This window comes from Gemmobacter denitrificans (assembly GCF_036964905.1).
Lineage (GTDB): Bacteria > Pseudomonadota > Alphaproteobacteria > Rhodobacterales > Rhodobacteraceae > Gemmobacter > Gemmobacter denitrificans.
Map to the genome: position 1 here is coordinate 14,045 of NZ_JBALHR010000021.1, position 20,252 is coordinate 34,296.

A 20,252-nucleotide genomic window follows, 5' to 3' on the forward strand; every position below is an offset into this window, starting at 1 on the left:
CCCCGTGTCGATCCGGTTGGCCATCCGCCGGAGGGCGGAAAATCTGTGCATCCGCCGGAGGGCGGCCGATATCGGCCCAATGGGCCGCAAGCGCCGGTGCCACATCTTCGGGCAGTCAGAACCCCGGGCAGATCGGCCAGCGCCTCGGACCAGCTTGCCACAAGTTCATGGCTGCGGTCCATCACCCGGGCCTGACCCCGAAACTTGTCCAGGGCGACACGGCGACGGGGGGCAGGCGGTCAGCCCGGCGGGTCGGCCGCCAGACCTGAGGGGTTGCGCATAAGCAACCACATTTTGCCCGTCATTGCGGTAGAGACACCCCAGACACACCCCAGCACCACGAACCAGAGCGGCAAGGCAAGAAGGTTGAGGTTGTCTGCAACGACGATCAGTGCGGCAAGCAGGAAGAACACGCGCAACCCAAAAGTTCGGGCTTCCTGCTGTGCGCTGCGGTATCTTTGGTCATACCAGACATGATCGTGCTTCGGGTTCCATACCCCGTAGGTCGGCGCAACCAGATAGAGTGCAGCCAGGGTGACCGGCATTCCCTTCAGGAGTTCAATCGGGTTGAGGAATGTCGCCAGAAGAGCCCCACCGCCCAGGAAAGTCAGCAGAAAGGTTGCCAGATGCCTTGGCTCCTTGTCGAACATCTCACGGCGATCTTGCCACGCATCAAGTGCCTTTCCCTGAAAGCCAACGGCAACACCGAGCAGCGTATGGAACACCGCATCCGCCGGGATGTTGGTGTCGGTCCACGACAACGGCGCCAACCCAGCTGCCACGTGAAAGACGCGTGACAGCACAACTGCCACCTTCGCTCCCGAACCAAACCCCTGACGCCGCTGCATCGCCCCTGTCCCCGCAAGAACCGGATCAACCTCTGACATCCCTGTTCCAAAATGCACTATCTGCCAAGTGGCAATGTCCAGAACCGCCTTGTCAGTCCAGGCGTGCCTTGCAGGCGATGAAGGACTGGCACAAAATCAGGCCGGAGCTGTTCAGGAAACAGCGATATTGCCTATCGGGATGTGACACGGACCAGCATCGCGCTTTCATCGGCTGCGCGCAGGATTTAACACCATCCGGCAACAGACCCCAGCCCGGCCCTCTGAAGGGGCAGGATCATGCCACCCGGGATCGGCCGGATGCGTGACGCGGCGCGGCAGAACACGGTACGGCGGAACGAATGACACAGCGCCTTCTCATCATCGGCTTTTCGAATGTCGTGACGACATCGGGCTTTGCGCAGCCCACGATCGCGCGGCTGGCGGAAACGGTGCCGGGGCTGGAGGTCTTTCGCGTGGGTCTTGGGGCCCTGCAGCCGCAGGTGATCCCGCCCTATCTGCGGCTGGCCTCCGAAAGGCTGGGCCCGTTCAGCCATGTGCTGCTGGAAATCGCCACCTCGGCCTATGCCACGCATCCGCTGGCCAATGTGGCCGCCGGGCAGGAGATTCTGGCGGATATCCTGCTGACCTTGCAGGAAATCGGGGCAGAGCCTGCCTTCCTGCTGCATGTGCGGCGCTGGACAAGGCCGGTGGTGCTGGATTTCGGCGGTCTCATCCGGCAACTGTGCCATGAGCTTGATCTGCCGCTGCTCGATCTGGCGGAAGGCTGGATCGCGCAGCATGGCGCAACCCAGGTGGCGGCCTGGTTGCGGGACGACACCCATACCACCGCCGAGGGCGGTTCTGTCATGGCCGAACGGCTGGTGCCCTTCCTGCAAGAGGTGCTGGCCCGACCGCCGGTTCTGGCGGGCCTGCGTCCTGCCCCCCCGCTCTGGCGGCGCAGGGCGCTGGATCTGGCGCAGATGCTGCCAGACTGCCCGAGCGAAACCCATGACTGCCTCGATCTGCCGCAGGATTATGTCCGGCTGGAGGGGCGGGGGGTGACGATCGATCCGGGGCGGGTGCTGCGGGTGCAGGGGCTGGTGCATCTCTATCATGCGGCCGGGGGGCATGTTTCGGTGACCCCTGATCCGCCCGGGCCGGGCCTGCGGGTGACGATGATCGACCCGCTCAGCCATTTCACGCGGATCGGCGTGCTGCCCTTCGATTTCTTCCGGGGCTGCGACATGCGGCGGCTGCTGGTGGGCGAACCCGAAGAGGCCCCCGAGATCGGGCTGGTGCGGGGACAGCAGGAACGCCCCCTGCGCGCCTATCTTGGCCCGCTTCTGACGCTGGACCCCACCGCATCCTGAACGCCGCACTCCCGGCAGCCCGGCCCTAGCCCTTGCGGTGCAGCACCCAGGATTGCCGCTTGTGCTCGATCTCGAACCCATGTTCGGCGGCGAAATCCTTGATCGCCTCCTGCATGACGAAGCGCCCGGTCTCATCGGGCCAGAGCCAGTCATCACCCGACAGGAGCGCCTGCGGAAACAGCGCATGGGCGGTATCGAGATCGGTCCGGTGCTTGAAGGCGTCGATATAGATCATCTCGACCGGGATCTCGCGGCGCGACAGGTAATGCAGGGCCTCGGGCGAAAAGCGGCGCACCGGATAGAAACGGTCGCGCCAGGGGCGCAGGTTGTTCAGCGCGACGGCGAAATTGCCATGGCTGCGCAACAGGGCCGCAATCCGCATCACCTCGGTGTCGGACATGTGTTCGACATGGCGCGACATGGAGGTATGGGTCAGCATGCCCTGCACATAATCGGCCCAGTTGCCATCCCAGGGATCGACGCCGATCAGGGCAAGATCGGGCTTGGCGGTCAGCCAGTGCCGCGCCGAACCGCCCAGGAAGCATCCCACCTCGACCATCAGCCGGATGTCGCGGTCATGGATCTGGCGCAGGATGATCTCGCGCCCGCCATCGCCATTGGCATCCAGCGCCAGCTGGAACGGCGGGTGGTCCTGCCAGGGAAAATCGGGCCAGGGATTGTCGCGCGCCAGCGCCGCCAGACCTGCGATGATGTCCGATCCCCGCGGGGCATCCTCGGCCGGGTAGATCTGCGCCGTCTCGTCACGTTCGGCGCGGGTCGCGGGCCGGGGGGCTGCGGCCTGCGGAGCGGGGGGCACGGCCCGGACGACCATGCTGGGGGCGGGGGCGGCGAGGGGAATCGCCAGGGCTTCGGCCGGGGGGCGGCTGCCCTTACGGTAATGGAACAGGCTGTGGCCCGATACGCCCTGCCAGGCCACTGTCGGGATCGCGGCACGGCGCAGATCGTCGCGCGGGAAGATGCGGATCGGTTCGATCAGATGCGGACCCGGCCCCCAAACCGAAGCCAGAAGCGCCTGCAGATCGGTCGCGCCGAAGATGCGGACATGGTCTTCCTGGCCGAAACGGGCCAGACGTTCGGCATCGCTGAGCCCGGGCGACAGGTCTTCCATCGTCCGCTCCCCCCGGATCGGAACCGAAAGGACATGCAGCCCGCCGGGGGCCAGGATCCGGTCCATCTCGCGCAGGACCTGCCCCACATCGCAGGGAACATGTTCCAGCACATGGCTGTGCAGGATCAGATCGAAGCGGCCATCGGGAAAGGCGGCCAGATCGGTGCAAAGATCCAGTCGGTTCACCGGCACGATCTTGCTGGCATAGCGTTCGGGGTCCAGATCGGCCGGGTAATAGCCTTCGGGCGAGATCTCGACGAATTTGCGCAGCAGCCCCAGTTCGGGGGCCAGATGCAGCACGCGCAGACCCGGCGCAAAGGCGCCCAGCCGGTCCAGCACCATCCACATCAGGCGGTTGCGTTCCACCGCGCGGCAGTCCGAACAGCGCGCCCTGTCACGGCCGTTGAAGGCTTCAAAGCGGGTGCCCTTGCAGATCGGACATTCCTGATCGGGGCCCGTGACCGGCGCAGGGGCAGGGCCCGGAGCGGGGGCGGGGCCCGGAGCAGGGGCTGCGGCCTGTGATGGCATCGGTCGTCCTCCTGGCCTGCGCGCGCCGGTGGCCGCGATCTTGCGCATCACGAAAGTGGCATTGGTATGGGCGGGCGGCTGGCCGATGCTGCGCCGCACCACGGCCAGCCGCCCGCCAAGCCCGCGGATCAGATCGGTCAGATCAGCCCCGTAATCGGTATAGACCAGACATTTCGACCCATCGCCCGCATTGTGATAGCGGGCAGGCTTGATATGTTCCTCGATCCCGTTGACGACGCGCACCCGCGGTTCTGTCCGGTCAGGGAACGGGTAATCATTGGGGATGGTGAAGACATGCACCCCGCCCGGCCGCAACACCCGTAGCGTTTCGGCAAAGGCCAGTTCGATCCCGGGCAGGTGTTCCATCACATCGCTGGTCAGGATGAGATCGAAGGACTCGTCCTCGAAGGTCAGGCGGGTCAGGTCTTCGTTGCGCACCCCGTCGGCGGCGGGCTGGCCCAGCGGCACATCGGGGCGGAAATAGGACTGGGTATAGTGCGGCAGGCCCTTCAGCCGCGCCACGAAAGGCCCGCGCAGGGCCGGTTCGTAGATGGCCACATCCTGCAGCAGGCCGCGCTCGACCATCTCGGTGACCGACAGCGCCTGCCCGCGCCCGAATTCATCAAGGATCACCCCGGCCTGGTCGCGCCAGCGCAGGGTGAAACGGCAGGAGGGGCAGGCATAGCTTTCGCGCAGCGAACGCTGCTCGCCACGGGCAAATACCCCGACATGGCCGCAGATCGTGCAAAGGCCATGAAGATCGCTTTCCTGCATCCCGGTATTCCCGCAGCTTCCGTCCCGTCAGGGTTGACCGCGAATGGCCTGCGGGAGTCAATCAAAATCCTTTGGCGAAATTCTCTGGCGCCCGCCTGTGCCGCTGCCCCCTGGCCGTTTGCGGGCGTTCCGGCGTGATGGGAACCCGCCACAAAGCTTTTGCCGCAGCGGCAGCCAGTGGCTATGCAGGGGCAACGCCGGGTCCCGGCGTGAGGGAAGGGAAGCGGCGCGATGTCCGGGCGTGGCCAGGGAAGCATCTATGTGACGGGCATGTTCGACATGCTGAATTTCGGCGACCTGCTGTTTCCGCTTGTCGCCGCGCAGGCGCTGAACCGGGCCATCGTGCCGGTGGCGCCCACCGCCACGCCGCCCTGGCTGTCGGATGCGCTGCCGCCCATGGCCTTTGCGGATTTCGCCCGGCGCTGCGGGCCGCAAGATACGGTGGTGATCGGGGGCGGGCATATCATCCATGCCCATGCGCTGGACCTGCTGCCGCAATACCGCGCGGCGGGCGTGGCGGGCTGGGGCGGGGCGGCGCTGTGGCTCGGGGCCTCGGTGGTGGCGGCCATGGCCGGGGCCGGGCTGGCCTGGAACGCGCCGGGCGCGCCCCATCCGCTGCCCCCTGACCCGGACGGGCTGATCGCCGCAGCCCTGGCTGCGGCCGATCATCTGGCGCTGCGCGATGCCGCATCTTGCGCGATGCTGCCTGCCGTGATGCGCGATCAGGCGCAGGTCGTGCCCGATCCGATCGCCGGGATCACCCGGCTGTGGTCGGCGGCCGATCTGGCCCCCGAGGCGGCGGCCTTCCGGGCGGGGCGGGGGCTGGCCCCCGGGGCCGGGCTCTGGACGCTGCATATCCGCGACCGGTCCCTGTCGGGGATCGGGGCCGAGGGCGTGGCGCGCGGCATTGATGCGCTGGCGGAACGCCTGGGCCTGCATCCGGTGCTTTGCGCCCTGGGCGCGGCCCATGAGGATGACGCAACCGCCCGGGCCGTGGCGGCGCATCTGCGCGTGGCCCATACCGTGCTGGACCGCCCGCCCAGCCTGCGCCACATGGCCGGGGTTCTGGCCGCATCGGCCCTGCACAGCGGATCGTCGCTGCATGGCTATATGGTGGCGGCGGCCTATGGCGTGCCCGCATTGCTGCTGGGCCGTCCGGCCTATCGCAAGTTTGCGGGATTTCTGGGCCATAGCGGGGCCGGGGACGATCTGGCCCGCAGCTGGCCCGAGGTTTTCGAACGCCTGCCCGCCCGGCGCCTGCAGGGGCGGGGGCCGGGCATGCCGGACACGGTTCTGGCCGCGCTGGAGGCGCATTGGGCGGCGATCCGCAGCATCGTGGCGGCCGGGCCTGCGCCAGACCGCGCCCCGGCCCGCACGGCGCTGCTGGCCGGCTGGCTGCGCGGGGCCCGGGCCCATCTGCCGCCCGAGGCCCTGCTGCGCCCCTTTGGCAAACCCGCCCGTCCGCTGCTGGCCCCGGCCGGCGCCGTTCCCGAAACCGGAGCCTGACAGATGATGGATGCCGCGCTTTTTCATGCCCGGGGCTATGCCTGCCCGCTGGACTGCCTGTCCCCCGATGCCGCCGCACGGCTGCGCGCGGGGCTGGAGACGCAGGAACGTCAGGGAAGCGGCCGCCTGCCCCCGCTGATGAATGCCAAGCCGCATCTGCTGATGCCCGAATTCTGGGATCTGGTGCAGGCCCCGGTCGTGGTGGATGCAGTGGCGGCGCTGCTGGGGCCTGACCTGCTGTGCTATGGCAGCAGCTTCATCATCAAGGCCCCGGGCAGTGACCGCTATGTCGCCTGGCATCAGGATGTGACCTATTGGGGCCTGTCAGAGCCGAAGGCGGTCACGGTCTGGATCGCGCTGTCCCCCAGCACGGCGCAAACCGGCTGCGTACGGGTGGTGCCGGGCAGCCATGACCGGGCGCTGCCGCATGATGACAGCGGCGATCCGCAGAACATGCTGGGCCGGGGCGAGCGGCTGGTCAGCGATGTGGACGAAACGGCGGTGGTCGATCTGGAACTGGCACCGGGGCAGATGTCGATCCATCATTGCCTGATCGTGCACGGGTCCTCGCCCAATCGCGGGACAGACCGCCGGATCGGCTTTGCCGCGCGCTACATCCCGGCGCATCTGCAGCCGCAAGGCGCGCAGGGCATGACCGCAACCCTGGTGCGCGGCCGCAATACCGGCGGCTATGCGCTGGAACAGGCCCCCGAAGGGCTGATGCATCCCGCGGCCGTCGCCCGCCACCGCGATATCTTCCGCAAGGGCATGACCACCATCTTCGCGGGCAAGCTGCAATCGGGGCCCCGGGCATGAACGGCCCCTTTGCCACGGCCCTTCAGGCGCAGGACAGCGGGGTGGCCTTTCCCCTGCCGGGGATCACCGCCGCCGAGGCCGCCGCCCTTCTGGCCCGGATCGAGACGATCGAGGCGCGGCATGGCGGGCGCTGGCCCAAATGGCTGGGCGCCAAGCCGCATCTGCTGTTTCCATGGCTCTGGGATCTGATCACCGACCCCCGGCTGACCGATCCGGTGGCAGCACTTCTGGGGCCTGACCTGCTGTGCTGGCAATGCAACCTGATCTCCAAGCCGCCCGCCAGCGCAGGCTATGTCGCCTGGCATCAGGATGTCACCTATTATGGCCTGTCAGAGCCGCGAGGGGTGACGGTCTGGCTGGCGCTGACCCCCACGACGCCCGAGAATGGCTGCATGTCGGTGGTGCCCTTCAGCCACCGCATGGCGCTGGACCATCATCGCCCGCAAGACCCCGACAACCTGCTGCCTCTGGGCGAGGAAATTCCGGCAGAACCCGACCCCGGCACGACGGTTCCGGTTCTGTTGCAGCCCGGCGAAATGTCGATCCATCACATGCTGACCGTGCATGGATCGGGGCCGAACCGCAGCGCGGCACGGCGCAGCGGGCTGGCGATCCGCTACATCGCCGCCGATCTGGTGCAGAGCGGCGAAGGGGTGACGGCGGCCCTGGTGCGCGGGCGGGACCATGGCACCTTTCCGCTGGAACAGCGCCCGCTGGCCGAGGATGACCCGGCCGCGCGGGCCCATCATGACGTGGTGATGCGCCGCTGGGTGCGTCACATCACGCGGGCCGGGGCCGAGACCGCTGGCGGAACGTCACCGGCAGCCGGTCCGGGATCCGGGTGAGACGCCCCGGCAGGTAGGTCAGCCGGTCGCAGCCCGCCGCAAGGTCGAAATGCGCAACCAGGTGCCGGGTAAAGGTTTCGGCCAGACCCTTGCCGGCCCGTGCGCCCTGGCAGGTATGCGGCCCGGCGGCAAAGGCCAGATGTGGCTGCGCGCGGCGGTCGGGCAGAAAGCGGTCGGGATCGGCAAAGACCGCCGGATCGCGGTTGGCCCGCCACAGGTCAAGCCGCACCCGGTCGCCTGCCGACAGAACCGCATCCGGCAGATCGATCCGGCCCGACAGCACCTTGCGCAGGAGCAGCGGCACCACCGTGGAAAAGCGCAGGCATTCGCGCACGAAACCTTCGGTCAGGGCCGGATCGGCGCGCAGGCGGGCCACAAGGCCGGGATCTGCCGCCAGCTGGAACAGGATCTGCGCGCACAGCCCGCTCTGTGCGTCACCCGCCAGATTGACCGCAAAGATCAGCGCGCCCAGATCGGCCGTGTCGGGCTGGGCCAGCCCGCGGCGGTTCAGGATGGCGGTGGCTTCGGCAAACAGCAGATCGGCCATGGCCGACAGGGCCACCGTGTCGGTCAGGGACCGTATCGGGCCGCCGCCTTCGAACAGGGTGGAGAAAAGGCCCTTCTGGCGCTGCAGTTCGGCCATGCCGATGTCCAGCGTCTCGGCCAGATGGCCATCGACCAGCGGCAGGATCAGCGCCCGCATCGCCTCGACCGGGGTGTCGCAGGGCAGGCCCTGCAGCGCCTCGTCAAGACGTGGTTCCAGATCGCGGCCGCCAGAGGCCAAAAGCCGTGCGGCATGGCAGGCGAAGGCCCGCCGCGCGGCGGCATGTTCGGCCCCGTCCCGCATGTTCGGCAAGGCCCCGTGGCCACGCATGAGGCCCGACAGATCGCGCCCGCTGCGCGCGGCAAGCCGGGCAATCCCGTCGCGCAGCGTGGGGTCGATGCCCACATTGGGCGCACGCAGCACAGCACGCACATCGGCATAACGCGACAGGACCCAGACCCCGTCGGCGGCGCGGTGAGGGGGCTCAACCGCAAGATGATGCTCTGGATTGACCACGCCGAACGGACCCGTTACGCCATTGGGCATGACCCTAGCGGCGCCATCCCCTGCAGGCAAGCCATGCCCCCATCCTTCTGGCGGCCCACCCTGTGATCCTTCCTGCGAAGACGGGATCTTGCCGCGCATGGCAGGGCTTGCCGCGGCCGCGCCGGACCGGCTGGCGCTGGTCGATCTGGACAGCCGCGGGCAGGAACTGCGCCGGATCACCCGGGGGGGCCTGTGGCAGGCCATCGGACGGATCAGCCGCAGCATCGCCGCGCTGCCGGAGGGGCCGGTTCTGGTGAACCCGGCCGGATCGATCGATTTTGCCATGGCCTTTCTGGGCGCGCTGCATGCCGGACGTCTGGCCATCACCGCCCCCGATTTCGCCAGTGCCCGGCTGCGGACGCGGGCGCTGGAGATTGCCGCTGTCGCAGGGCCCGTGCTGGTGCTGACCTCGGATCAGCAGGTGGCGGATTTTACCGCTGCAGGACATGCGGCCTGCGCCGTGGCGGCACTGGACGGCGGCGCGGAAGCCCCGCTGATATCCTGGCCCGACAACCGCCCGGCCTTCGTGCAATACAGTTCGGGATCGATGGCCGCCCCGCGCGGCATTGCCATCACCCATGGCAACCTGACCGCCAACCAGCAGATGATCGCGGCGACCTTCGGCACGACAGAGCAGGATGTGACCGTGACATGGCTGCCCCGCCATCACGACATGGGGCTGATCGGCAGCCTGCTGCAATCGCTGTGGCAGGGATTGCCCTGTTTTTCCATGCCGCCGATGGGTTTTCTGCAGCGCCCGATGGTCTGGCTGCGCGCGGCCCAGACCCATGGGGCAACCATCCTGGGCGCGCCCTCTTTCGGCTATGCGCTCTGCCTGCGCCGCATCGACCCCGGTCAGGCCGCCGGGCTGGATCTGTCCCGGGTCCGCATCGCCTTCTGCGGGGCAGAACCGATCGATGGCAGCATGCTGGCCGATTTTGCCGCCCGCTTCGCCCCGGCAGGGTTTGCCGAAACCGCGCTGCTGCCCTGCTATGGCATGGCCGAGGCCACGCTGATGGCCACCACCATGCGGGCGGGGCAGGGCATGATCCGGTCGGCGCGCGGCCATGTCAGCTGTGGCAGCGCCCCGCCGGGCGCAAGCTTTGCCCTGCGGGATGCGGTCAGCGGTCTGGTATCCCCTGCGGTGCAAGAGGGCGAGATCTGCATCAGCGGCCCGCATGTCAGCCCCGGCCTGTGGTCGCGCGACGGCGATGCCATCCACCCCTTCGACCGCGATCTGCTGCAGGATGGCCAGCGCTGGCTGCGCACCGGCGATCTGGGCTACCGGCAGGGCGACAGCCTGTTTCCGGTGGACCGGCTGGATGATGCGATAACCCTTCATGGCCGCACCCTGCCTGCGGCCGATCTGGAAAACCAGGTCCGCCACAGCGCTCCGCCCGGCACGGTAGAGGCCGTGGCCGCCTTCGCGGCTGATCGCTCTGTGGTTGTTTTGCTGGAACTGGCAAGAAATCCCGGCTGCACCGAAGAGGAAATCTTGCAGCAGGTCACCGAAGGCTTTACCCATGCTTTCGGACTAGGTGTCAAAGCAAGATCTGTACCGCGAGGTACACTTCCCCGTACGAGTTCAGGCAAGATCAGGCGGGCGGCGGCGCGGACAGAATATCTGTCACCCCTTCGCCCCGGAACCGTACCGGAAGGGAACTGACATTGACTTCAGACAATGCCGGCCTGTCGGCGGTTGCGCTGGAAATGCGCGATTGGCTGGCGGATTACATCAGCTCGGTGCTGGACGTGGATCGGGCGGATTTTCCCTATGACACAGGGTTTGATGCGCTCGGGCTCGATTCCGTCGAAGCCGTGATCCTGGCCGGCATGATGGAAGAACGCTTCGGCATCGCCATCGACCCCAGCGAGCTTTACAACCATCCGACCGCCACGCGCTTTGCCCGCCATGTCGCCGGTCAGGCCGGCGGCCCCCGCACGGCCGAAGGCGCCGGCACTGGTATCGCTGGCTGAAATGCCCCCCGACATCTCGGTCGTTCTGGTCAGCTTCGAGATGGAACAGGCGCTGCAACGCAGCCTGATGTCGCTGTCGCGCCGCTGCCAGCTGGGGCTGGAGGGGCGGCGCTGCGAGATCATCGTGATCGACAATGGCTCGGCCCGGATGCCGCAGCTGACACCGCCCGAGGGCATGGAGTTCCGGCTGCTGCGCGCCAGCCGGCCAGCCCCTTCGCCCGTAGGGGCCCTGAACGAGGGGCTGGCGCTGGCCCGCGCCCCGCTGATCGGGGCCTGGATCGACGGGGCACGGATGGCATCGCCGGGGCTGCTTGCCGCCTGTCTGGCCGCCGCCGAAGACGCGCGCGATGTGGTGGTAACCCTGAACTACCGGCTGGGTCGGCCCGACGATGGGGTCGCCCCCGCCGAGCGGGCGGCGCATGATGCGGCCTTGCTGGCAGGCATCGGCTGGCCCGCGCAGGGCTACGGGCTGTTTTCCATCGCTACCGCCGAACAGGCCGGAGAGCAGGGGCCGATCCTGGAAAGCAACGCGCTGTTCCTGTCGCGCGGGCTCTGGGCGGAACTGGGCGGCTTCGATCCGGTCTTCGACGAGCCGGGAGGCGGCGCGGCCAATCCCGATCTGTTGCAGCGCGCCCTGGCCGCCCCGGGAACCCGGCTGGTGCGGGTGACGGGCGAGGGCACCTTTCACCAGTATCACGGTGGCACCACCTCGACCTGCCGCGAGAGCGCGACCGAGGCGCTGAAGACCATCGCCCGGCGCTATGCGGCCTTGCGTGGCCAGCCTCTGGCCCGGATACGGCAGGTGGGATCGGTTTTTGCCAGCCCCCATGCCCCCGCGCCCCATGCCCCCGCGCCTCATGCGCCGGAACGGATCGCCCCGCCCGACCTGCAGACCGGGATGGCCCGACCATGATCCGCGGCAATATCGAAGCGGTGAAGGGCTGTACGATTCAGGGCTGGGTGGCCGACGATCAGGACTGGGCGGCCCGGCTGGAGGTCTGTTTCATCACCCGGCGCGGGCGGCTGGTGCGCAGCACCGCCAACCAGCCGCGCGACGATCTGCAGCGGGCGGGTATCGGCCAGGGACAATATGGCTTTGCGCTGCAGCTGCCCTGGCCGGTTGACTTCGAACGGGATGGCGGCGCCCTGGTGATCGAGGTGCGCGATGCGCAGGGCACGGTCTTGCGGCGGATGTCGCGGGCCTGGTCGGATATTCCTGCCGATCCAGCCCCCCTGGCAGGCCCCCGGACGCGCGGACGGCTTCTGCCCCTGCAGGATGGCCGCATCACCGGCTGGATTGCCGGGGCCGATCCGGGGATTGTCCCGGTCGTGACACTGGACGGACGACCCCTGCCGGGACTGCGCTTTCCGGTAGAGCTGCCGCGCGAGATGTTGCCGCGGCTGCCGGGCCATGTCTTCGGCTTTGCCCTCGAGGGGCGCGGTCTGGTCCGGGGGGGGCAGCTTGCGCTGCAGGCGCAGGGGCCGCAGGGCCGCGAAATGCTGGACGACATCTGTCTCGAGACGGGCCGGCCGGAAACCGGGTTCATCGCCCAGCTGGAGGCCGCGCGCCGGATTGCAGCCCAACCCGGGGCCATTGCCATCACCTGCTGGGATGGGTCGCATAACCCGATCGGCCGGGCCAAGGTCCTGTTCGATGTCGCCCGCCACCGGCGGCCCGCGATCATCCTGTCCTATCTGCACCGCGATTTCGGCGGAACGCTCTGGCCGCCGCTGATGGACAGCGATGCCGTGCTGCTGACCCTGCCCTGGGAAGGCCGTCACCGCCATGAGGCGGCCATCCGGCAATCGGGGCTGCGGTTCGACACGGTCTGGATCAGCAAGGCGCGGCTGCCCAGCTTCCGGCTTGCGGCACTGGTCTCGCATCCGCGCACCGCGCTGATGCTGGATTTCGACGATAACGAGGATCAGTTCAGCCGTTCGGATCATGCCCGCGACCGGGCCCATGGCGTGGCGGCGCTGAACCTTGCGGCGGATCTGGCCGCGCGCATCCCGGCCCGGACGGCGGCCTCGATCACGCTGTGCAACGATTTCGGGGCGCTGATGCTGCGCCATGTCCGCACGCCGCCCCCGGCGCGACCGGCGGCCATGGCCGCCCCCTCTGCGGCGCTGGCGGTGGGCTTTGTCGGCACGGTGCGCAAGCACAAGCGGCTGATCGAGGCCGCCGCCGCCGTGAAGGCGTTTTCCGCCACCACGGGCATTGCGGCGCAGCTGCATGTGCTGGGCGATATCAGCCCCGATTCCATGGTGCAGGAACTGACCCAGGCTGGCGTGGTGGTGGGCGGCAAGGTCCCGTCCGGCGATCTTGCCACGCGTCTGGCAGGCTTTGACGTGGTGCTGAGCGGCTTCAGCCCCGAGGCCGAGGATAATGCGGTCACCCGTTACCAGATCAGCTCGAAGATTGGCGATGCGCTGGCCGTGGGCAAACCCGTGCTGGTGCCGCAGAGCCCCAGCGTCCAGGATCTGGCCCATGTGCCCGGGGTCTTCCTGTTCACGCCGGACAGTTTCACCGCAAGCCTGATGCAGGCGCTGAGCTTCTCTGCCGAGATCGGCCTGCCCGAGACCTTTACCGTCGAAGGGGCACAGGTGACGCTTGAGACCGCCGAGGCCCTGGCCTGTGCCGCAGCACGGGCAGGCACGGCGCTGGCCGGGCTGGACTATCTGGCAGACCCCGCCGATCCGCTGGCGGGCGAGGCGGGGCGGCCCGTGCTGGTGCTGTTCTGGAAACAGCAGGATGCCGGGCTATATGGCCGCCGGGTTGACCAGATTGCCCGCGGCTATCGCGCCGCCCATCCCGGCCATCGGGTGATCGTGCTGGAAATGATGCATGCCGATCAGGAAAAGGATCTGCACGGGCTGGAGGGCCGCTTCCTGAGCGAGGCGGGACATCTGCTCGATCTGGCGGCCCGCAAGCGCCGCGGCCATGTCGATCGCGACGGTGTGGAATATCGCCAGATCACCTATCCGACAGACGATCAGGCCGCCCGCTGTCTCGAATCCTGGCTGGTGGATGAGGGGGTGCTGCCCATCAATACCGTGATGGTGCTGTTCCCGATCCTGCCTGTCCATGACCGGCTTGAACCCATTCTCGCAGCCTATCCGCAGCTGGTGGATGTGGTGGACAATCAGATTCTGTGGGGCAGTCTGAACGATCTGCGCCGCAGACAGCGGAGCGCGCAATATCTGCGCCTGCTGGATGGCAGGGCGCAGGCTGTCTTCAATTCCGAGGCCAATCTGCACTTCTTCCGCACAGCGGGGTATCTGGCCCCCGAAACCGAAACGGCGATCATTCCGAACTGGTATCAGCTGCCCGCCGGGGTCAGAACCGCCCCGGAACCGGACCGGCCGCAAGACGGGCTGCACCTGCTCTATTCCGGCAACATGAACGACCGGATCGACTGGGATCTGATGGCGCGCATCGCCGCGCTCTCGCCTGCGCTGCGCCTGCATCTGGTCGGGACGGCAGCCCGCAGCATCGGCCCCCTGCTGGCGCTGCTGGAAAGCCCCAATGTGATCTATCACGGCCCGCTGGACGAAACCCAGGTTCTGGCGCTGATCCGCCATATCGATCTGGCGATCATGCCGCATCTGGTGGACGAGGCCTCGGCCTATATGAACCCGCTGAAAGTGCATATGTTCGCGGCGATGGGTCTGCCGGTTCTGGCCACGCAGGTGCCCGGCCTGGGCCCCTGCCCATCGCTGCATGTGGTTGGGGATGCCTCCGCCTTTCTGGCGGAGTTGCAGGCGATGCTGCACAACCGCCCCCCGCGCTGCACGGCCCCGGCCAGCGACACCGGCAGACGCTATGTGGCGCTGATCGACGGCATTCGCCAGATGCAGGCGGGCGCGGTCGATCTTTGCGCCCGAGACGTCCGGGCCTGAAACGGCGGGCTCCGTTGCACAGCGCCCGCGCCCCACGGCACCGCCGTCACAGCGGGCGCGGGCCGGTCTCCTGCTGGGCCGTGTCGCAGGCCATGTCATAGGCAGCCACAAGGGCCCGGGCGCGCTGGCCGACCTCGGCCGCCGAAAGGCCGGGGGTGTAAAGGGCGGTGCCGATGCCGAAGCCATCCGCCCCGGCGCGCAGCCAGTCGCCCAGATTGGCCAGCCCCGCCCCGCCCACCGCATAGACCCGCGTGCCCGTCGGCAAGACGGCCCGCAGGGCGCGCAGCCCCTCAGGGCCGAGCAGATTGCCGGGAAACAGCTTCAGCCCGGTCGCCCCGGCCTTCAGCGCGGCAAAGGCTTCGGTCGGGGTCATCACCCCCGGCCAGCTGTCCAGACCCAGATGGCGGCTTTGCGCGATCACCTCGGGGTCCATGTTGGGCGACACGATCAGCCGCCCGCCCGCATCGGCCACGGCGCGCACCTGTTCTGCCGTCAGCACCGTGCCCGCCCCGATCAGCGCCCGGTCGCCAAGGCTGCGGGCCAGGGCCGCGACCGATTGCAGCGGCGCGGGCGAATTCAGCGGCACTTCGATACTGGAGATCCCGGCCTCGATCAGCGCCTCGGCGACGGGCAGGGCCTCGGCGGGGGTGATCCCGCGCAGGATGGCAATGATGGATCTGGTCATTCGGCAGCTTTCGACAGGGCCCCGGCTGCCAGGGCCAGGCCCGCAATGGTGCAGTCGGTGGCAGAGAGGGCGCGCGTATCGGCCGCTTCGGCCGAAAGGGCGCGGGCATAAAGCGCCGTCAGGCGGTCAGAGCCGATCAGCAGGACCGGCAGGCCCAGCCACCAGGCCCGGGCGGCAGCCAGTTCGGCCCCGATCAGCAACCCCGACAGCCGCGACCGGGCCGCCGCCCCCGGCAAGGTGGCAATCAGCCCTTCGGCGCGCAGCCGGAACAGCTGGGCCAGCAGGCGTTCGGGCCGGTTGCGGCCTTCGGCCAGCCCTGCGTCAAAGGCCGGCTCGTCCCAGCCGTCGGCCAGACCATGGCGCAGCACCGAATGATCGGCCAGCAGGGCGAACATCTCGCCGGTCAGGAAGGTCTGGAACCCGACCACTTCGCCCGCGCTGATCCGGGCCCATTTGGAATGGGTGCCCGGCAGGCAGATGACCCCGTCAAATCCGGGATGCAGCGTCAGCGCCCCGGCGATCTGGGTTTCCTCGCCCCGCATCACATCGGCCGGTGCGGACTGTTTCAGCCCCGGCGCGATCTGCAGGGTGATGCGCGGATCGCGGACCGGCACACGGACCAGCGCGCCCTGTTCCAGCGGGGTGCAGGGCACGCTGCGATAGGGGGCCTCGAACCAGCCCTGCCGGCTGCCGACCATGCCACAGGCCAGAACCGGTGTGACCCCCGGCCCCAGCCAGGATGCGATCAGCCGGATCAGCGCGGGTTCGAACCCGTCGCGCGACAGGCTGGCCATGCCTGCGTCGGACGCGGCCTCGGCCCGCAGGCCTTCGGGGCCCATGGCAAAGGCGCGCAGATGGGTGGTGCCCCAGTCAACAGCGATCCAGTCGGCTTTCATCCCGTCACCACCACCCCGCCATCAATGACCAGCGCCTGCCCGGTCATGGCTTTCGACGCCCGCGATGCCAGATAAAGGCACCCGCCGACAATATCTTCCGGATCCAGCGGATCGGGCAGGCATTGCCGGGCCAGATGGGCGGCCAGACCTTCGGGCGTGACCCATTTGTCCTTCTGCTTTTGCGTCAGCACCCAGCCCGGCGCCAGCGCATTGACCCGGATGCGATCAGGGCCGAATTCGCGCGCCAGGCTGCGGGTCAGGCCATTGATCGCCGAATTCGACGCCGTATAGACCGGATAGCCCGCATTCCCCATCATGTAGCTGATGGAGGAAAAGTTGATGATCGCGCCGCCCCCCACCGCCTGCATGCCGGGGATCACCGCCTGCGCGGCAAAGAAATAGGCCTTCAGGTTGATGGCAATGGACCAGTCGAAAAAGGTCTCGTCCACCTCCAGCGTGCTGTGGCGCTGGTCATTGGCCGCATTGTTCACCAGCACGGTGACCGGCCCATGCGCCGCCGCCGCCGCCGCCAGCACCGATTTCAGCGCCGCCATATCGGTGATGTCGCAGGGCAGGAACAGCGGGCGCGACCCGGTGGCCTGTTCCATCGCATCGCAAAAGCCGCCGGCATCGCTGCGCTGGCAGAAGGCAACCCTTGCCCCCTGGCGCAGGAAGCCTTCGGTCAGGGCCGCGCCGATGCCCGAACCGCCGCCGGTGATGAAGACCGAGGCGCCGTTCAGATCTGGAAAGACGGGGTGCATCAATGGCTCTCCCTTGTGACGGGGCGGGTATCCTTGCCGACCAGGAAATCCAGATCGGCCCCCTGATCGGCCTGCAGGACATGATCGATGTAAAGCCGGGCATAGCCACGGGTATAGGGGCTTTCCTCCGGCACCCATGCGGCCCGGCGGGCGGCCAGTTCGGCCTCGTCCACCAGAAGTTCCAGCACGCCCTGCGCGGCCGATACCCTGATCCGGTCGCCGGTTCTCACCAGCGCCAGCGTGCCGCCGGCCTGGGCCTCGGGGCTGACATGCAGGATCACCGTGCCGAAGGCCGTGCCCGACATGCGGGCATCGGACACCCGGATCATGTCGCGCACCCCCTGTTTCACCAGGGCGGCAGGGATCGGCATATTGCCCACTTCGGGCATGCCCGGATAGCCCTTTGGCCCGCAGCCCTTCAGCACGAGGATCGTCTCGGGCGTGACCGGCAGATCCTCGCGGTCGATATTGGCCTTCATGTCCTCGATCGTCTCGAACACATGCGCCAGGCCTTCATGTTCCAGCAGGGCAGGGGTGGCGGCCGAGGGTTTCACGATGGCGCCATTGGGGGCCAGATTACCCTTCAGGACGCGGATGCCCGCCGCCGGTTTCACCGGATCGTCAAAGGGGCGGATCACATCGCGGTTGAAACATTCCGCACCCGCCGCATAGGCCGAGATATCCTTGCCCAGCACGGTGGTCGCAGGCCGCAGATGGGCCGCCAGTTCCTTCAGGACCACCGGCATCCCGCCCGCATAGCAGAAATCCTCCATCAGATACCTGCCCGAAGGCATGCAGTTCACCAGCAGCGGAATCCCGGCCCCGATTTCAATATCCTTCAGCGTCAGATCGACACCGACCCGCCCCGCCATGGCCAGAAGATGCACCACCGCATTGGTCGATCCGCCGACAGCGGCATTGGCCAGAATGGCATTTTCAAAGGCCGCGCGGGTCATGATGGCCGAAGGGCGCAGGTCTTCCTCCACCATCTCCACGATCCGCCGCCCCGTCAGATGGGCCAGCGCCATGCGGCGGGCATCCACTGCCGGCAGGGCGGCATTGGTGGGCAGGCTCATCCCCATCGCCTCGACCAGGCTGGCCATGGTGCTGGCGGTGCCCATGGTCATGCAGACGCCTTTCGACCGGCTCATGCCGCTTTCGGCCGCCATGAAATCCTGCAGCGTCATCTCGCCCGCACGCACCGCTTCGGAGAATTTCCACACATCGGTGCCAGAGCCGATATCCTTGCCCTGCCATTTGCCGTTCAGCATCGGGCCGGAAGACACCACGATGGCCGGCAGATCGACCGACAGCGCCCCCATCAGCTGGCCCGGCGTGGTCTTGTCGCAACCCCCCAGCAGCACCACCCCGTCCATGCCATAGGCGCGGATCGATTCCTCCACATCCATGGCCAGCAGATTGCGGAACAGCATGGCGGTGGGCTTCATCTGGGTCTCGCCCAGCGACATGACCGGAAATTCCACCGGAAAGCCGCCCGCCTCCCAGACCCCGCGCTTGACGCCTTCGGCCAGATCGCGCAGCCCCGAATTGCAGGGCGTCAGTTCCGACCAGGTGTTGCAGATGCCGATGATCGGGCGGCCGTCGAACACGTGATCCGGGAAGCCCTGGTTCTTCATCCAGCTGCGATGGATGAACCCGTCGCGATCCAGCTTGCCATACCAGGCACGGTTGCGGCGGGGCTTGGTGTCCTGGGTCATCTTATGCAGCCTTCTTTCCGGTGATCCAGCCCGGCAGCCAGTCGCCATGCGCGGCGATCAGATCATCGACCAGCGCCCGGATCTGGCGCAGGTCCAGCTCGGCCGCGGTATGCGGGTCCAGCATCGCGGCGTGATAGATATGGTCGCGGTTTTCGGTCAACAGCGCCTGCACCGTCAGCTCCTGCACATTCACATTGGTGCGCATCAGCGCAATCAGCTGCGGCGGAATGTCGTTGACGGTCGTGGGCTGCAACCCGTTGGCATCGACCAGCACCGGCACCTCGACTGCGGCCCCCGTCGGCAGTTGCGGGATGAAGCCGCGATTGGGAATATTGCCGTAGATCACCGCAGGCGTGCCGGTCACCACCGCATTCATGATGGTGGCGGCATATTCGTTGGACCGGGTCACCTCGATCCGCTCGGCCTCGGCATAGGCGCGGGCCTGCGCGCCCCAGGCGGCGATCTGTTCCTCGCAGCGGATCGGGTATTCGTCCAGCGGGATGCCGAAGGTTTCAATCAGATCCGGCCGATGGGTCTTGATGAACCAGGGTACATATTCGGCGAAATGCTCCGAACTTTCGGTGACGAAATGGCCCAGATGGGTCATCACCTCATAGCGCACCCTGTTCGGACAGCGGGCGTTCCAGTGGCTGGGCTTGGGAATGCGGCCCGCCTGATAGCCCGCGCGCAGGGCGGGATAGAGATCGCGGTAGCTGCCATCCGGGTTCCGCGCCTCGAAGGTCAGGTAAAAGGCCATGTGGTTGATGCCCGCCGCGCGATAGCGGATATCCTCCAGCGGAAGATCCAGATCGCGGGCCAGTTCATAGGCCGTGCCCTGCACCGAATGGCACAGGCCCACCTGTTTCACATCCGGGTAGCGCGCGCCGATGGCCCAGGTGTTGATCGCCATCGGGTTGACATATTGCAGCATGATCGCATCGGGGCAGAGCGCGCGCATGTCCTCGGCCAGTTTCCACAGATGCGGCACGGTGCGCAGCCCGCGCATGATGCCGCCGATGCCCAGCGTATCGGCAATGGTCTGGCGCAGGCCATAGCGTTTGGGAATGTCGAAATCGGTGACCGTGCAGGGTTTGTACCCGCCGATCTGGAAGGCCACGATGACGAAATCGGCCCCGGCGATGGCGCGGCGCTGGTCGGTATGGGTTTCCACCTGCGCAGGCACCCCCAGCGAGGCGATCAGCTTGCGCACCACCAGCTCGCTTTCCGCCAGGCGGCGGGCATCGATATCCATCAGCGAGACGGTCGCACCGGCCAGGGCGGGCATCTGCAGCGCATCCCCGATGAGGTTTTTCATGAAGACGGTCGAACCCGCCCCGATGAAGGCAATTTTCGTCACTTGACGGCTCCGAGGGTTAGTCCTGCGATGAAGTGTTTTTGCATTGTGAAGAACATGATGACGGGAGGTAGGG

16 protein-coding genes are annotated in these 20,252 nt (G+C 67.6%); 8 read left to right on the forward strand and 8 right to left on the reverse strand.

Annotated features, from left to right (window positions below; genetic code table 11):
• Positions 1–239: 239 nt before the first annotated feature.
• Positions 240–848: a hypothetical protein gene (locus V6590_RS19420; RefSeq protein ID WP_335425365.1), complete on the reverse strand. Its 609-nt coding sequence runs from the start codon at positions 846–848 to the stop codon at positions 240–242.
• Positions 849–1,186: 338 nt separating this feature from the next.
• Here V6590_RS19420 and V6590_RS19425 point away from each other — a divergent pair, with 338 nt between their 5' ends.
• Entirely contained in the window at positions 1,187–2,197 is a 1,011-nt protein-coding gene (locus tag V6590_RS19425) for an SGNH/GDSL hydrolase family protein (RefSeq protein WP_335425367.1), read from the forward strand.
• A 25-nt stretch (positions 2,198–2,222) separates the two neighbouring features.
• Here the strand turns inward: V6590_RS19425 and V6590_RS19430 are convergent, their stop codons facing one another.
• On the reverse strand, positions 2,223–4,628 hold the full coding sequence (locus V6590_RS19430; protein WP_335425368.1) for a class I SAM-dependent methyltransferase: 2,406 nt from the start codon (positions 4,626–4,628) through the stop codon (positions 2,223–2,225).
• 231 nt (positions 4,629–4,859) lie between these two features.
• On the opposite strand from V6590_RS19430, the gene V6590_RS19435 reads away from it, so the two are divergent.
• Genes V6590_RS19435 through V6590_RS19445 form a run of 3 tightly spaced genes read left to right on the forward strand, consistent with a single transcriptional unit; the run spans position 4,860 to position 7,795 of the window.
• Positions 4,860–6,134 carry a polysaccharide pyruvyl transferase family protein gene (locus V6590_RS19435; protein ID WP_335425370.1) on the forward strand — a complete coding sequence of 425 codons (1,275 nt, stop codon included), beginning with the start codon at positions 4,860–4,862 and terminating at the stop codon, positions 6,132–6,134.
• Positions 6,135–6,140: 6 nt separating this feature from the next.
• Positions 6,141–6,950: a phytanoyl-CoA dioxygenase family protein gene (locus V6590_RS19440; RefSeq protein ID WP_335425371.1), complete on the forward strand. Its 810-nt coding sequence runs from the start codon at positions 6,141–6,143 to the stop codon at positions 6,948–6,950.
• Positions 6,947–7,795, forward strand: a complete 849-nt coding sequence (locus V6590_RS19445) for a phytanoyl-CoA dioxygenase family protein (RefSeq protein WP_335425372.1) — start codon at positions 6,947–6,949, stop codon at positions 7,793–7,795. The genes V6590_RS19440 and V6590_RS19445 overlap by 4 nt, the downstream gene beginning before the upstream one ends.
• Here the strand turns inward: V6590_RS19445 and V6590_RS19450 are convergent.
• The gene (locus tag V6590_RS19450) at positions 7,731–8,885 is read right to left on the reverse strand and encodes a cytochrome P450 (protein WP_335425374.1); all 1,155 of its coding nucleotides are present in this window, start codon (positions 8,883–8,885) and stop codon (positions 7,731–7,733) included. The two genes, V6590_RS19445 and V6590_RS19450, sit on opposite strands and share 65 nt — an antisense overlap.
• 97 nt (positions 8,886–8,982) lie before the next feature.
• Here V6590_RS19450 and V6590_RS19455 point away from each other — a divergent pair, with 97 nt between their 5' ends.
• The 4 genes from V6590_RS19455 to V6590_RS19470 are packed head-to-tail and all read left to right on the forward strand — an operon-like array spanning position 8,983 to position 14,762.
• Positions 8,983–10,551, forward strand: coding sequence for an AMP-binding protein (locus V6590_RS19455; RefSeq protein ID WP_335425375.1), 1,569 nt, complete (start codon positions 8,983–8,985; stop codon positions 10,549–10,551).
• Between the two features lie 2 nt (positions 10,552–10,553).
• On the forward strand, positions 10,554–10,862 hold the full coding sequence (locus V6590_RS19460; protein ID WP_335425376.1) for an acyl carrier protein: 309 nt from the start codon (positions 10,554–10,556) through the stop codon (positions 10,860–10,862).
• Positions 10,798–11,775: a glycosyltransferase family 2 protein gene (locus tag V6590_RS19465; protein WP_335425377.1), complete on the forward strand. Its 978-nt coding sequence runs from the start codon at positions 10,798–10,800 to the stop codon at positions 11,773–11,775. The genes V6590_RS19460 and V6590_RS19465 overlap by 65 nt, the downstream gene beginning before the upstream one ends.
• Complete coding sequence (locus V6590_RS19470) at positions 11,772–14,762, forward strand: glycosyltransferase (protein ID WP_335425378.1); 2,991 nt, start codon at positions 11,772–11,774, stop codon at positions 14,760–14,762. Before V6590_RS19465 ends, V6590_RS19470 begins: the two co-directional genes overlap by 4 nt.
• 46 nt (positions 14,763–14,808) lie before the next feature.
• Here the strand turns inward: V6590_RS19470 and V6590_RS19475 are convergent, their stop codons facing one another.
• Genes V6590_RS19475 through V6590_RS19495 form a run of 5 tightly spaced genes read right to left on the reverse strand, consistent with a single transcriptional unit; the run spans position 14,809 to position 20,179 of the window.
• Positions 14,809–15,447 carry a 2-dehydro-3-deoxy-6-phosphogalactonate aldolase gene (locus V6590_RS19475; RefSeq protein WP_335425379.1) on the reverse strand — a complete coding sequence of 213 codons (639 nt, stop codon included), beginning with the start codon at positions 15,445–15,447 and terminating at the stop codon, positions 14,809–14,811.
• Complete coding sequence (locus V6590_RS19480) at positions 15,444–16,343, reverse strand: 2-dehydro-3-deoxygalactonokinase (protein ID WP_335425380.1); 900 nt, start codon at positions 16,341–16,343, stop codon at positions 15,444–15,446. Before V6590_RS19480 ends, V6590_RS19475 begins: the two co-directional genes overlap by 4 nt.
• Positions 16,340–17,104: an SDR family NAD(P)-dependent oxidoreductase gene (locus tag V6590_RS19485; protein ID WP_335425381.1), complete on the reverse strand. Its 765-nt coding sequence runs from the start codon at positions 17,102–17,104 to the stop codon at positions 16,340–16,342. Before V6590_RS19485 ends, V6590_RS19480 begins: the two co-directional genes overlap by 4 nt.
• A complete protein-coding gene (locus tag V6590_RS19490) occupies positions 17,104–18,822 on the reverse strand; it encodes an IlvD/Edd family dehydratase (RefSeq protein ID WP_335425382.1) in 1,719 nt (572 codons plus the stop codon). Before V6590_RS19490 ends, V6590_RS19485 begins: the two co-directional genes overlap by 1 nt.
• Before the next feature lies 1 nt (position 18,823).
• On the reverse strand, positions 18,824–20,179 hold the full coding sequence (locus V6590_RS19495; protein ID WP_335425384.1) for an alpha-glucosidase/alpha-galactosidase: 1,356 nt from the start codon (positions 20,177–20,179) through the stop codon (positions 18,824–18,826).
• Between the last annotated feature and the right edge of the window lie 73 nt (positions 20,180–20,252).

Coding starts and splice junctions, on each gene's coding strand:
- V6590_RS19420 (WP_335425365.1), bottom strand. CDS start 848: ATGCAGCGGCGTCAGGGGTTTGGTTCGGGAGCGAAGGTGGCAGTTGTG.
- V6590_RS19425 (WP_335425367.1), top strand. CDS start 1,187: ATGACACAGCGCCTTCTCATCATCGGCTTTTCGAATGTCGTGACGACA.
- V6590_RS19430 (WP_335425368.1), bottom strand. CDS start 4,628: ATGCAGGAAAGCGATCTTCATGGCCTTTGCACGATCTGCGGCCATGTC.
- V6590_RS19435 (WP_335425370.1), top strand. CDS start 4,860: ATGTCCGGGCGTGGCCAGGGAAGCATCTATGTGACGGGCATGTTCGAC.
- V6590_RS19440 (WP_335425371.1), top strand. CDS start 6,141: ATGGATGCCGCGCTTTTTCATGCCCGGGGCTATGCCTGCCCGCTGGAC.
- V6590_RS19445 (WP_335425372.1), top strand. CDS start 6,947: ATGAACGGCCCCTTTGCCACGGCCCTTCAGGCGCAGGACAGCGGGGTG.
- V6590_RS19450 (WP_335425374.1), bottom strand. CDS start 8,885: ATGCCCAATGGCGTAACGGGTCCGTTCGGCGTGGTCAATCCAGAGCAT.
- V6590_RS19455 (WP_335425375.1), top strand. CDS start 8,983: ATGGCAGGGCTTGCCGCGGCCGCGCCGGACCGGCTGGCGCTGGTCGAT.
- V6590_RS19465 (WP_335425377.1), top strand. CDS start 10,798: ATGTCGCCGGTCAGGCCGGCGGCCCCCGCACGGCCGAAGGCGCCGGCA.
- V6590_RS19470 (WP_335425378.1), top strand. CDS start 11,772: ATGATCCGCGGCAATATCGAAGCGGTGAAGGGCTGTACGATTCAGGGC.
- V6590_RS19475 (WP_335425379.1), bottom strand. CDS start 15,447: ATGACCAGATCCATCATTGCCATCCTGCGCGGGATCACCCCCGCCGAG.
- V6590_RS19480 (WP_335425380.1), bottom strand. CDS start 16,343: ATGAAAGCCGACTGGATCGCTGTTGACTGGGGCACCACCCATCTGCGC.
- V6590_RS19485 (WP_335425381.1), bottom strand. CDS start 17,104: ATGCACCCCGTCTTTCCAGATCTGAACGGCGCCTCGGTCTTCATCACC.
- V6590_RS19490 (WP_335425382.1), bottom strand. CDS start 18,822: ATGACCCAGGACACCAAGCCCCGCCGCAACCGTGCCTGGTATGGCAAG.